General features: G+C 44.7%; 13 protein-coding genes. 3 read left to right on the top strand and 10 right to left on the bottom strand.

Features of this window, described 5'->3' with window-relative positions; genetic code table 11:
- Nucleotides 1–2: 2 nt before the first annotated feature.
- Nucleotides 3–353, bottom strand: a complete 351-nt coding sequence (locus H6S82_RS05275; protein WP_190464164.1) for a YkgJ family cysteine cluster protein — start codon at nucleotides 351–353, stop codon at nucleotides 3–5.
- 195 nt (nucleotides 354–548) lie between these two features.
- On the opposite strand from H6S82_RS05275, the gene H6S82_RS05280 reads away from it, so the two are divergent.
- Nucleotides 549–689, top strand: a complete 141-nt coding sequence (locus H6S82_RS05280) for a photosystem II reaction center protein Ycf12 (protein WP_190464262.1) — start codon at nucleotides 549–551, stop codon at nucleotides 687–689.
- 54 nt (nucleotides 690–743) lie between these two features.
- Here the strand turns inward: H6S82_RS05280 and H6S82_RS05285 are convergent, their stop codons facing one another.
- The 8 genes from H6S82_RS05285 to H6S82_RS05320 all read right to left on the bottom strand — a co-directional run bounded on the left by H6S82_RS05285 (nucleotide 744) and on the right by H6S82_RS05320 (nucleotide 8,993).
- On the bottom strand, nucleotides 744–2,819 hold the full coding sequence (locus H6S82_RS05285) for a DHH family phosphoesterase (RefSeq protein ID WP_190464165.1): 2,076 nt from the start codon (nucleotides 2,817–2,819) through the stop codon (nucleotides 744–746).
- The gene (locus tag H6S82_RS05290) at nucleotides 2,819–3,244 is read right to left on the bottom strand and encodes a hypothetical protein (RefSeq protein ID WP_190464166.1); all 426 of its coding nucleotides are present in this window, start codon (nucleotides 3,242–3,244) and stop codon (nucleotides 2,819–2,821) included. The genes H6S82_RS05285 and H6S82_RS05290 overlap by 1 nt, the downstream gene beginning before the upstream one ends.
- Nucleotides 3,245–3,346: 102 nt before the next feature.
- On the bottom strand, nucleotides 3,347–3,784 hold the full coding sequence (locus H6S82_RS05295; RefSeq protein WP_199315234.1) for a hypothetical protein: 438 nt from the start codon (nucleotides 3,782–3,784) through the stop codon (nucleotides 3,347–3,349).
- 7 nt (nucleotides 3,785–3,791) lie between these two features.
- Nucleotides 3,792–4,550 carry a CPBP family intramembrane glutamic endopeptidase gene (locus H6S82_RS05300; protein ID WP_190464167.1) on the bottom strand — a complete coding sequence of 253 codons (759 nt, stop codon included), beginning with the start codon at nucleotides 4,548–4,550 and terminating at the stop codon, nucleotides 3,792–3,794.
- Nucleotides 4,551–5,106: 556 nt separating this feature from the next.
- On the bottom strand, nucleotides 5,107–6,045 hold the full coding sequence (locus H6S82_RS05305; RefSeq protein WP_190464168.1) for a hypothetical protein: 939 nt from the start codon (nucleotides 6,043–6,045) through the stop codon (nucleotides 5,107–5,109).
- A gap of 136 nt (nucleotides 6,046–6,181) precedes the next feature.
- Nucleotides 6,182–7,495, bottom strand: a complete 1,314-nt coding sequence (locus tag H6S82_RS05310; protein WP_190464169.1) for an exonuclease SbcCD subunit D — start codon at nucleotides 7,493–7,495, stop codon at nucleotides 6,182–6,184.
- A 97-nt stretch (nucleotides 7,496–7,592) separates the two neighbouring features.
- Nucleotides 7,593–8,324, bottom strand: coding sequence for a phosphoadenosine phosphosulfate reductase (gene cysH / locus H6S82_RS05315; protein ID WP_190464171.1), 732 nt, complete (start codon nucleotides 8,322–8,324; stop codon nucleotides 7,593–7,595).
- A gap of 360 nt (nucleotides 8,325–8,684) precedes the next feature.
- Nucleotides 8,685–8,993, bottom strand: coding sequence for an RNA-binding protein (locus tag H6S82_RS05320; RefSeq protein ID WP_190464172.1), 309 nt, complete (start codon nucleotides 8,991–8,993; stop codon nucleotides 8,685–8,687).
- Nucleotides 8,994–9,353: 360 nt separating this feature from the next.
- Between H6S82_RS05320 and H6S82_RS05325 the strand changes: the two genes are divergently transcribed.
- Together H6S82_RS05325 and H6S82_RS05330 are read left to right on the top strand one after the other, a co-directional pair.
- Complete coding sequence (locus tag H6S82_RS05325; protein ID WP_190464264.1) at nucleotides 9,354–9,635, top strand: glutaredoxin family protein; 282 nt, start codon at nucleotides 9,354–9,356, stop codon at nucleotides 9,633–9,635.
- Nucleotides 9,636–9,666: 31 nt separating this feature from the next.
- Complete coding sequence (locus H6S82_RS05330; protein WP_190464174.1) at nucleotides 9,667–11,187, top strand: UDP-N-acetylmuramoyl-L-alanyl-D-glutamate--2,6-diaminopimelate ligase; 1,521 nt, start codon at nucleotides 9,667–9,669, stop codon at nucleotides 11,185–11,187.
- A gap of 67 nt (nucleotides 11,188–11,254) precedes the next feature.
- Here H6S82_RS05330 and H6S82_RS05335 read toward each other — a convergent pair.
- Nucleotides 11,255–12,011: DUF928 domain-containing protein (locus H6S82_RS05335; protein WP_206756852.1), on the bottom strand; the 757-nt coding region annotated here is incomplete at its 5' end.

The raw sequence follows: 12,011 nt of genomic DNA on the forward strand, positions 1-12,011 counted from the left end.
CCCTACTCCCCCACTTCTCGGTTAAAGCGGAGCAGTTCCAGGCTACGATCGCCATACACCCCCTCTATCTGTTGAAGGCAACATTCGATCGCAAAATCGTTTAACTCTTCCGCTTCGATGCCGTACATATCCTGAAAAACGTCTGCCTGTACCCGACAAAAGCGCGGACGCTTAGCATAGATGCGACATTCGCGGTTAATCGGGTCAAAATTAATACACCATCCCCCTTCTCCCACCATACTCAGATATAGCTCCAATTCTTCTGGAGATAAATACTCGTCCAAGTCGGGACGGTCTGCCGGATCTAGATGACAGCACGCTCCACACTGCTTTACACAAAGCCAAGTTGCCATTGTTCAACACCTGCTCTCAAGTCTCTGCCAGTCTTGAGCTTAGCGATTTTTCTGCCGCCCCGCTGACTTCACTTTTGTTTATCTTTTTTTATAGTTTTGTGAATTTAATTAAAAAAGAGGTGCGATCGCCAGGTAATATAGATGGCGGATTTTCCAGTACAGTCATTCACTTGTTGGGTAAGTTTGGGAGGAAAAATGGATTTTCTATCTGGGATTCTTAGCCCTATCACCAGCCTCAACTGGGAAGTGATTGCCCAACTGGTTCTGCTGGCACTGATCGTGCTTGCCGGACCTGCGGTAATTGTGGTACTGGCTACTCGCGGCGGCGACCTGTAGAAAACGAAGCGAGTCCAAGGGCGGCGAAAAAGGAGAAGGGGGATAATTTCCCCCTCAAATTTTTCCTTTGGCGATTTCCAAAGCTGTATAAGCTGCATCAACTAAGTGAGAATAAAAAGGTTGGGAAATATCGACCTCTTTGGCTTCTTCCCGGCTATTTCCAAGCAAGCCTGTAGTTTGTCCGATTTCGATCGCCAAAACTTTTCCTTCTGCATTGCGAATTCTTAATTCGTGGGAAGCATCTTTGGCAAAGAAGCCGCAGGTGTAACGTCGCTCTTTGTAGTAAAATTCTGCTTTGAGAGGAAGAGTAAGCGATCGATCGATCGGCACTACGGAAGGTCGCACTCCCACTAATTCCAGTTCAACAGTTTTGTTACCGTTAAAGTTATTTTCCCGCAGTCGGTAGGCGATATCCACTGGGGACGGTAAGGGCAAGTAATCCCCCCATCGCCAAGCGATCGCTTTAATTGTCAAAGACGAACTTTCTTGCGCGAGCGTTAGTTTAACGTGACCTTTGCCGACGATTTGTTGTTCGACAACTCGCACGTTGGGTGAAAAGAAAATAGGTGCGGAGTTTTCGATGCCGCAGGGATGCAGCGCGTCAATTTGCTGGTATAATTCGTAATCTATTCGAGCCAGATCGGTTTTGACATCGATCTTCAGCAGCGGTTTGAGGTGTTCTGGTTGCAGACATTTGTGAGCAAAGATACTGAGACGCGATCGCAATTGGGCTAAATTTTTTGCTGGCAGAGAAAATCCCCCCGCTGCCTTGTGTCCGCCAAACTTTCCTAACAAATCCTCACAGAACAACAAAGCTTCAAATACGTGAAATTCCGGGATTCCCCGCGCCGAACCGCGAATGTGTTCATCTTCTTCGTAAGTACCGATAAACACTGGCACGCCGTAGCGTTCCACCAAGCGAGAAGCTACAATACCGATAACGCCGTGATGCCAGTTAGGTTGAACAACAACTAAAACCCGCTCTTGCTGCAAATCAATTTGACTTTGTTCGCACCAAGCAATTGCTTCCTGTTCGATTTGTTCGCACAATTCTTGACGATGCTTGTTAATTTGTTCGCATTGCATCGCTCTTTCTAGTGCTACCCCCATGTCATCTGTAGTTAGCAATTCAATCACAATTTGGGGGTCGGCAATTCGACCCACCGCATTAATGCGGGGGCCGAGTCTAAAGCCAATATCTTCCGGCTTTAAAGATTTTTGATTTTGGATTTTGGATTTTGGATTAAGTGATTGATAATTGCTAATTGCTGAAGTGGAGTTCTCCCCATTGACTCCGCTTTCCTGCACTCCTGACATTTGAATTAATGCTTGGACTCCGGCTAGCTGAGATTCGGGTAGCATTTGCAAACCGCGTTTTACCCAGCGGCGGTTGACACCGGTTAGAGGTGCCAAATCAGCGATCGTACCTAGTGTAAATAATTCCAGCATCGGCTTTACTAAGCCTTTCGCTTTGCCTAGCTGTTGCGCTAGAGAAACTGCCAAAATATAAGCAACGCCAACTCCAGCCAGACTGCGATATGGTGAGGATTCTGGAATCAATTTGGGATTGAGAATGGCGTCAGCAGGTGGTAGCTGTGGCGGAATGTCGTGGTGATCGGTAACGATAACTTTTATACCCAACTGCCGCGCTCGATCGATCGGATCGTAAGCTGAAATACCGTTATCTACCGTTAAAATTAGCTTGACATCTTCTGTGTAAAATTCTTCTACAATGCGTTTATTTATACCATAACCTTCGCTCATCCGACTGGGAATGGCATAGTCAACCAAAGCACCTAACCAGCGCAGGCTACGCAGCAGCAAAGCGGTGCTAGTCATACCATCAGCATCGTAGTCGCCGCAAATAGCAATTTTTTCTTGATTTTTTATTGCTTTTTGCAATAATTCCAGACTCATCGCCAAATCGGGAAATTCTTCGATTGGCGAAGGCAAAAGTTGAGATTCCGGATCTAAAAATGCTTGTACTTCTGCCGCCGTCTCGATGCCTCGGTTAAGCAATACCTGCGCCAACAATGGGGACAGGTTATTTGCCATCGCTAGTTTTTCGGCTTTTTCTGGCAATTCTGGATAAATATGCCATCGCTGGTTTGGCAATCGTTTATTGTGCATTAGAAAACCAAAACATTACCGGGAATTTCCGTATCGTAGATAGCGCGATCGTCATCATAGTAGCTGCTGGGGTACAAATCTAAGTTGACGGTTTGAGAATTCGGCTTCACAATCTTGCCTTGCAATCCGATTTTTTGTTGATTTGTCCAGTACAGGACAGAAAGACCGTGTTCGTTATTTCTGAGTTTGAATTTAAATCTGCGCCTTTCTTTTGGTTTTATAGTAATTTGGTCGGTGTAGGACGGTATTTCGATTTGAACTGTCTCCGATGTTTGATTTCTTACCTGTAAACTAATCGGCATTTCTGGCTTTAGCGCTTTTCCCGTCTTCAAAAATTTCGGGCCTGCGATCGCTGTACTAAATATTACAACAGGAGTAGCGAACAGAGCAGTTGCTAACAACAGAAAGCGTGGAAGTTTAGGCATAACAGTTGCTACCAAAATTTGGTTTCAAATTTAATACCAACAAGCCATAGTATATAGAAAGTACAGTTTTTTTGATGATTCTGACCAAAAATTTACCTTTTTTTAAAATACAGTAACGCGACCGTCGTTGAGAATGTAGATAGAGCGATCGCCTGGAGGACGACCGCCAGGACGCAACTCGATCCGCAGCGTGTCCTCATCCGGCTTGGAAAGTCTCGTCACCAACGACAGACCCGTCGCATCCCAAAACACCACCGACAAATTCGGTTCCGTTCCCGTCCACCTTTGAAATCTGACCTCCTGTCCCGGTCGCAGGGGAAATGCGTCCGTATCCTGCACCTTTTCCAAAAGCACAATGCTGCTTGTACGGTTGACAACCTGTATATTTACCCGCTGTCCGGGTATAAACCCAAGTGGCGGCGGCGGACACTTGGAAGCGCAAGTACCTGCCAGTGTTAGCTGAGGATGTTCTGCGTAGTTTAGGAAGACCCCAGTTACCACTAGCACCGCCGATAGAAGTTTAGAAATAGAACAAGGCATCGGGACTTCAGGTTAATTTTTCAATGTATAATATAGTTTGAATTATAGCTAGCATATTATTTAATGAATGTAAAAAAATCGGAATGTAAATAGAACCAGTTTTCAGGCGAGCTATTCCAAGTAAAAGACCTAAAAACAAAAGACTAACTATAAAGTATAAATCATATTGTAAATGTATTATTGCCCAAATTAATGCTGTTATTGATATTGCTCCTGTAGCACCCAACTTTGAAGATTTTATTCCCGCAAATAGGAATCCTCTAAATAAAAGCTCTTCAAATAAGGGGCCTATTAACACAAGGGCTAGATAAAAAGCTGGCAAAAAAGAAGCCGTTTTGTATGCCTTTTCCATAAATTCTGGAAATTGAGGCTTATAAAGATACGAAGAAATATAAGATATGGCTAAGTAACCGCTATAAAAAAGCAGCCATATAAAAGCTTCTTTTTTTGTGAATTTTTGCAACCCAAGGTAATTTTCTATTGTTATGTTTTTACGAATTTTGACAAATAAAACTATTAAGCCAATACCCGCAAGAGATGAAATTATCGTGGTTAGCGATAATAAGTTTCCATTGTAAACTAATTCTTTGGCGAAATCTTCATAATTTATCGGAGGGTTTTGGAACATTACGAATATCAGAAAAGCAACAGTCAGTACAATTTGAATAAAAAATACTACTGATAAAACAATACCTGAAAAGCCAATGGTTACCCATAATCCCCAAGGAGTAGGTTTTTTGTCATTGGTTGCTGTAACTTCACTCATAGTGATATTTTTGGATAAAATTTAAATGAAGATGTGAGATTCAAGAACATATCAACTCTTCCAACTGATAAGAGTCTACTAGACTAGCACATCACAATTCACTGCAACTACATTCTGGCGATTTGTTACATCGAAATGTTTTTCTTTCTTATTACATATAGTCTTAATGTTTTTTCGGCTTTATTACCATCTTCTACGATAGCAACAGGTAGATTTAGTAAGTTTGTCATTTTTCTTTTCATAATCGATATTATTTTTTTTATGGTTGCACTAGGGTTTTACAATTTTAGCACACTAAGTACGGCAGAACAAAAAATTTTACACTTGCTCTTCTGTCAAGAAGTGATATTAGCGAGTATGTTCTGCGTACCCCAGCAGAAGAGGAACTGCCATTAGGACGGTAGGGAATAGCGATTTCTTCTTTCTTGCAACCATAACTGTAAATCAAATCCAGTAATCTCAAGAAGATATGCGTAACTATCGTTACCCGACATTATCCTCCATCCACTACTAGCACAAGTGTTTATAGCCTGACGCAAACTATCATTGCGAAGTATTAGCAAGACTGGTCTAAACTCCAGTCTCTAGGTATGCGTTCAGTTCCTATTTCCTTTGAGTATAAATCCAATCGCTCGCGATCGCTCTCCACCATTCCCAGCCAATGTAGTTCAAATTTAGCCGCCCAAACATAATCTATGGCATTAATATAAGGTGGAGAAGTTACAATAGCATCGCACAACCAGTCGCCTGACAAATTTCGCGCATCCGCGAAAGGTAACTCTTCCACATTGTTAATCGATTTTTCCAAAAATGGATGCCATTCAGCTATTGCTTCAACTGCTTTTTCCACATATTGTAAAAAATATCTAAAAACATCCGATCGCGAACGTTTCGGTATCTCTTCAAAACGAGAACGTTTAGCTGCTAGCAGCATTCCATCGTTCATATTTGATGTTTTTCTTACGGTTGACGCAAAGGCCAACCAAAGTATAGGTTGAATTGTGATTTTTGTCGCCTCTATATGCTCTCGAATAATTTCCAGTCCTTCTTGAACTTGTTGTTGAAACCAGAAATCTTTATTGGCAAAGTGAACTGTGTTTGGTGCATATTTCTGATTTTCGGCAGTTTGAATAATTGCTGATGCTGACTGCAAAACTTCGCTAGGTGAAGCAAAAGTGGTTTTGACGCGACAAATAAGACGGCTGAGAGGGTGATAGTCTAGCCAATATACAGATGCTCCATACTTCAGGCTCTCAATTATTGTCGTACCAGATCCAGCGAAAGGGTCTAGTACAGTAAATGGTTTACGCGCATATTTATGTAAAAACCAACGTGGAATTTCAGGAATTGATTTAGCGGGTTGAAAGCCAAGTGAATAAATCTTCAAAGCAGGTTTTCTAGCTACAGAAATAAACACTCCTTCATCTAGGTCTGCTGGAATATCTCCTTCAATATGTAGATATGCAGTTTGTTGATTTTGTACGGCAACTATCATAGGTGTTTGTTAGAAGAGTCTAGAATCAAGCGTTTGGTGCAATTAAGAATGTCCTAACTGACTTTTCATCAGTTGCTATATTATTTACTGACAAACTTAATTTATTACCATTTGTTAGAGCTATTTCCCAGAATAGCTAAAGCAAACGCAACTGACCGTCGGCATTTACCATCGGCATTCGATTAGCTTCCTCCATCTCAGATCCATCTAACCAGGCTTCTGTCTCGTCAGCAAGCAAACTTTGCGCCGCCTCCATCATTTCACTCGCAATATCTTTGAGGTCATCTCGGTTATCTAAATAAGTTTTCAGCGCTGATAAGGGGTCGATGCTAGCGCTAGAACCGAGTTCGGGTAGGCGAGGTCGTGCCAACTGACTGAGTAATTCTGGTTGAATAGTATAGGTGTGGGCGCTACTTAAAGCTGTGTGGAGAGAAGCGGTATCGATTTGGTCTAGTTGTTCGGAACGCAGTTTGTAAATTAGTCGCACTACTGCATCTTCAATATTCTTTTTTGCAATTGCTTTGAGTATGGCAGCTTGTGGGTCGTCTGATTTGGAAACATCTACTTCGATCGTACAAAACGATCGCACCGGTAGAGGACAAAATTCCCACTGAGCATTGCCTTTTTCCAGATGAATCAGCACATAGCCTTTGTCTTCTTTTTCTTCGCTGAAATCTACGCGCTCAATGCTACCTGGATAAACAACTGGCGGGTCGTTAGCGGAGTTGAGATTTTGGTGTTTGTGGACGTGACCCAAAGCCACATAATCAAAACAGGGTCGCGTCAGTAAAGATAGAGGAATTGTAAAACCTTTCCCAACTGCTAGGTAACGTTCTGCTCCCAAGATAGCGCGATCGACCATAATGTGAGCCAGCAGGACAGTCGGTATTTCCGGGTCTAAGCGGCGAATTTCTCCTTCTAGCGCCGGTTCCAAGCGCTTAATCAGTAAATCGTTGACTTCCGCCAGGGAGAGTCCTTCTGTTTCCGGACGAGTCAGCAGTCCCGAACGAGTTAACCACGGAAGAGTAATAACTTGAACAAAACCATTGCGCGTTTGGATGCGGTGCGTTTCTATTTTATCGCCCACCTCAAATCCAGGTACTCCCAAAGTGCGATAAATGCCCAAACTTGCACCCCCCTGACCTTGGGAATGCTGGTCGTGATTTCCCACCAGCATTACTGTGGGGATTTGGGCATCTGCCAAACGGCGGAATTGACTGGCAAAAGCTTGCTTAACATAGGGTGGCGGTGTAGCGTCGGGAAAAGCATCGCCACCGAATATAACTAAATCTACTGGTTCGGAAATTGCTCGATCGATACACCGACCCAGCGTGTTAACAAAATCTTCCAGCCGCGTATTCAAACCTGTTTGTGGGTTAATTCGTCCGTGGGGAAACCCACTTCCCATGTGGATATCGGACAGATGAAGGACTTGGATTGTTTTATTCATTTGTCAAATTTCCGATTTCAGATTTAAAATTGCATATTTATTGAAATTTTAAATCTGAAATCTAAAATTTGAAATTGACCGATTGCCAATCAGCAAATTAAATATGAATTCCGCACTCTGTCTTACCGGTTCCCCGCCAGCGACCGGCGCGTTCGTCTTCGCCTGGGGCTACTTGTGTGGTGATGGGTTCGTCGCCAATGCTGGGATAACCTTGGTCGTGTAGGGGATTGTAGATTACGTTATGCTCGGACACGTAACCCCAGCTTTCTTTGCGCGTCCAGGCTGCGATCGGATTTACCTTGATGCGGTGTTTGATATCTTTTTCAAATATGGGCATATCGGCGCGAGTTACAGCTTGGTCGCGGCGACGACCGGTAATCCACGCCACAGCGCCTAATTCTGACAAACCGCGTTGCAGGGGTTCGATTTTGGTGACGTAGTGGAATTTTTGAATGTCTCTGTCCCAAAGCGCATCGCCGTAAGCGGCTGCAAAAGCTTCGCGGGAGTTGATTTCGGGAACTTTGTAAACCTGGAGATCTAAATTGTAGAGTTTGGCAGCTTTTGCTACTAGCTCCAGAGTTTGGGGAAAATGGTGCAGGGTATCCAGAAACATCACCGGTACGGCCTTTTTGGGCTTGAGTTCGCGGTAGAGAATATCGGTGATTACTAAGTCATCCACGTTAAAAGCACTGGTTTGCACCAGTTTGGTGGGGATATTCGCTACGCACCAAGCCAGGATTTCTCTGGGATGAGCGGATTCAAACCGCTGATTGAGTTCGTCCAGGTCAAGGTTGTCAATTTGTACCGGTGTTTCTAGAGAATAAACCATGCTTCCGTCCGACTTTGCTTTCCTTAACGTCTTCTAAATTTATTGTACCCTGATATGCACGTAATCCGATCGGGTATTGTGCTTTATTATATAACGATCGAATTCACGTGATGCAATTTTAAATGAGTATTATTGCTCAGGGCTTTTCTGGAGTTTATCATATCTGCGGCAAAAATATAAAAAAAACATAAAAATGCCGCCTGGAGGGAGCGGGGGAGTGGGAGATCGATCCCGCCGTTTTTTCAAAAAAAAGCTCAAGCACTTATGCCTGAGCCTTCTCTGCTTAAATTTATTAACGGAGACTGATGAATCTCAACACTGCGAATCTCAACACACTGAGAAGTGGCAAGTCGTTAAAGTTTAGTACCGACGAGAGAAGCTGTTGTTGCTCCGACCGCGACCGCCACCACCAGAGGGACCGCGCTCTTCGCGGGGCTTGGCCTTGTTGACTTTCATGTCGCGGCCCATCCACTCAGCACCATCAAGGGCTTCGATCGCTGCTGCTTCTTCTGCTTCGCTGTTCATTTCCACAAAAGCAAAGCCGCGCAGACGACCTGTTTCCCGGTCGGTCGGTAACTGAACGCGCTTTACAGAACCATATTCTGCAAAAACAGCGCTCAGGTCTTCTTGGGTAACTTGGTAGGAAAGGTTACCTACGTAAATGGACATAGATTATCTCCAAAATCTAAGAGGTGCAGAGGTTGAGATTTCGGAGAGAAGCCTGTCAATACCAAAAGGGAAATGCCCATCAATACTAAAAACAAACGCCACAACCGAATCTTATTACTCAGTGAATATGGTAACACAGCCTTGCGAAATTAGTACAGGAAGAAAATTATTGTTATAAAACGCAACATAGCAAGCTAATCCCGATCTCGGAATGCAGAACAAGCAACTTCTCGATCTGCTCCTAGCAAAGGAATATATAGTTATGTGAACCCTCAGATCGGGGGTGCTACCCAGAACAGCTAAGCCGCCTTAGTTTAAAAATAGCTGATGTCGGCAGCAAGAAGCGATCGAATCAAGCAAATGCGATTAATTTTGTACGGCAAGCCCGGTTGTCACTTGTGCGAAGGCTTGCAAGAAAAGCTCGAACAAGTGGAAAATCTCAAATTCGATCTAGAGGTACGGGACATCACCACTCGTGAAGATTGGTTTGAAGCCTTTCAATACGAAATTCCCGTCCTGTTCCGAGTGCGAGAAGAGCGTAATGGCGTAGAAGAACCAATACCCCGCCCTTCGCCTCGCGCTACGGTGCGGCAGTTGGAGCAAATGTTACAGAAATATTTTGTGAATAATGATTCAGAATAACCGCAATAGGGATATGTGAGGAGTTGATGACATGAAGCTGCGAGAAATATTGGCAAAAGTTTCCAATATTGTGGAGTTGCCCCATGAGTCGGCCCTAGATGTGGAAGTAACTGGGTTGACGACCAATTCCCACGCCTGCAAACCTGGAGATTTGTTTATCGGAATGCCCGGAACGCGGGTAGACGGTGGGGATTTTTGGCCCAGCGCGATCGCCTCCGGTGCGGTAGCTGCCTTGGTTTCTGCTCACGCCGCCCAAAAAGGAGCGGGAGAGCGGGGGAGCGGGGGAGCGGGGGAGAAACCCCTTGTTATTCCGGCAAATGACATGGTGAAAGCTTGTGCGGAAGTGGCGCTAGCTTTTTATGGCTATCCCGGACAACAGCTAGAACTGATTGGGGTAACCGGTACTAACGGGAAAACTACTACAACTCACTTAATTGAATTTTTTCTCAATCAAGCAAAGCAAGCTACAGGTTTAATTGGCACGCTCTATGCTCGTTGGCCCGGTTTTGAGCAAACTGCTACCCATACGACGCCTTTCTCCGTAGAATTGCAACATCAACTCGCTCAAGCTGTAGCTGCTGGCTGCCAGAAGCTGGTTATGGAAGTCAGTTCTCACGCTCTGGCGCAGGGACGGGTAATGGGTTGTCCGTTTGAAGTAGCTGTTTTTACCAACCTGACTCAAGATCACTTGGACTTCCATAAAGATATGGAAGATTACTTCAGTGCCAAAGCACTGCTGTTTAATTCCGATTATCTGAAAGGGCGGGCGATCGTTAATTTAGACGATCCTTATGGAGAGCGGTTAATTTCTCAGTTAAACCGGGATCGAGTTTGGAGTTACAGCGTAAACAACTCCAAAGCAGATCTGTGGACGAGCGACCTGAGCTACGAGCCAACTGGTGTGAGCGGCAAACTGCACACGCCCAAGGGTGAAGTTGCTTTTCGATCGCCCTTAGTAGGTCAGTATAATTTAGCGAATTTGCTGGCCGCAGTGGGAACGGTTTTGCATCTGGGTTTCGATTTGTCTGCAATTGTAGACAAAATTCCTGAATTTCCGGGTGTGCCCGGACGGATGGAGCGGGTACAAATCAATCCCAACCAGGATATCAGTGCGATCGTCGATTACGCCCACACCCCGGATAGCTTGGAGAATTTACTGAAAGCAGCGCGACCTTTTATACCGGGTCAGATGATTTGCGTATTTGGTTGCGGAGGCGATCGCGATCGCACCAAGCGTCCTAAAATGGGTGGGATTGCCGCTCAATTAGCTGATAAAGTCGTTGTTACCTCGGATAACCCGCGTACTGAAGATGCCCAGAAAATTCTGCAAGATATCCTCGCTGGTATTCCAGAGTCAGTCAATCCGACAGTGATATGCGATCGGGCTGTCGCAATTCGCACTGCTATTCTGGAAGCCCAACCCGGAGATGGAGTTTTAATCGCTGGTAAAGGTCACGAAGATTACCAAATTCTCGGTACGGAGAAAATTCATTTTGACGATCGCGAACAAGCGCGATCGGCTTTATCCGAGCGTTTGTCAGCAACAGTCTAAAATAATTATGAGTTATGAGTTTTGAATGTAAAAAATTAACTCATAACTCATAACTCACATTTCAAATTTAGTTCATTACCAACCGTTGTCTTTCTTGCAGTGCCACCTTGCTCAGTCCGGCTTGCTCCAACAGCGACATAAAATCAGCACTGATAGACGGATCTTTTGGGTTAGCTGTGTAGCTGCTAGCTAAATCTTCTAAGGCGTTGTACCAAATGCCTGCTTGAGCGTAAACTCTGGCTTGTTCTCTGAGCGTCTGAGCAGAAGAGTCTCCTGTTTGTACTGCTGCCAATTTTTGAGTTAGATCCGCACTGGGAGAGACGCGCTCGATCCAGCTTTGCACAAATACATTATTAGAAGGGCGATTAGAATCGCAGATTAGAGACACCGACCACCGATATTTTTTACCTGCTTGCAGTTCGGGCAATTCCTTGGGTAGCTGCACCTGCATAATGCCGCTTTTTTCCACCGACATCTGCTGTATGTATAGCGGTTTCGATACTCCCGGTTCGACTAAGGAAAACTGTACCGGTACCGATGTTTTATCTGAGACGTACCATAGAAATGTGGGATGACCGGAGACAGTTTGTCCGTTATGATCGTTAGGAACCAGCAGAGCCACGCCGATCGGTACAGACTGAGTACATCCCCGCGAGCCAGCTCCTACAGTAGTTTTGGGTGTTCCCCGACTGGGGGGATTGTATTGGAACGGAGCATTAGCCCAAGCGATCGAGCTAAAACTCGAACTTAGCGTTGTATTCCGCAACGCCCGATCTACACTCACGTTCGACAAGCCTATCATCGATATGGCAACGATAGAGGCC

The organism is Planktothrix sp. FACHB-1355 (genome assembly GCF_014748295.1).
Classification (GTDB): Bacteria; Cyanobacteriota; Cyanobacteriia; order Cyanobacteriales; family Aerosakkonemataceae; genus Aerosakkonema; species Aerosakkonema funiforme_A.

What these genes read in the sequence shown, in the direction of transcription:
- H6S82_RS05305 (WP_190464168.1), bottom strand. Translation starts at nt 6,045, where the DNA reads ATGATAGTTGCCGTACAAAATCAACAAACTGCATATCTACATATTGAA.
- H6S82_RS05280 (WP_190464262.1), top strand. Translation starts at nt 549, where the DNA reads ATGGATTTTCTATCTGGGATTCTTAGCCCTATCACCAGCCTCAACTGG.
- H6S82_RS05290 (WP_190464166.1), bottom strand. Translation starts at nt 3,244, where the DNA reads ATGCCTAAACTTCCACGCTTTCTGTTGTTAGCAACTGCTCTGTTCGCT.
- H6S82_RS05300 (WP_190464167.1), bottom strand. Translation starts at nt 4,550, where the DNA reads ATGAGTGAAGTTACAGCAACCAATGACAAAAAACCTACTCCTTGGGGA.
- H6S82_RS05330 (WP_190464174.1), top strand. Translation starts at nt 9,667, where the DNA reads ATGAAGCTGCGAGAAATATTGGCAAAAGTTTCCAATATTGTGGAGTTG.
- H6S82_RS05325 (WP_190464264.1), top strand. Translation starts at nt 9,354, where the DNA reads ATGCGATTAATTTTGTACGGCAAGCCCGGTTGTCACTTGTGCGAAGGC.
- cysH (WP_190464171.1), bottom strand. Translation starts at nt 8,324, where the DNA reads ATGGTTTATTCTCTAGAAACACCGGTACAAATTGACAACCTTGACCTG.
- H6S82_RS05320 (WP_190464172.1), bottom strand. Translation starts at nt 8,993, where the DNA reads ATGTCCATTTACGTAGGTAACCTTTCCTACCAAGTTACCCAAGAAGAC.
- H6S82_RS05275 (WP_190464164.1), bottom strand. Translation starts at nt 353, where the DNA reads ATGGCAACTTGGCTTTGTGTAAAGCAGTGTGGAGCGTGCTGTCATCTA.
- H6S82_RS05285 (WP_190464165.1), bottom strand. Translation starts at nt 2,819, where the DNA reads ATGCACAATAAACGATTGCCAAACCAGCGATGGCATATTTATCCAGAA.
- H6S82_RS05310 (WP_190464169.1), bottom strand. Translation starts at nt 7,495, where the DNA reads ATGAATAAAACAATCCAAGTCCTTCATCTGTCCGATATCCACATGGGA.
- H6S82_RS05295 (WP_199315234.1), bottom strand. Translation starts at nt 3,784, where the DNA reads ATGCCTTGTTCTATTTCTAAACTTCTATCGGCGGTGCTAGTGGTAACT.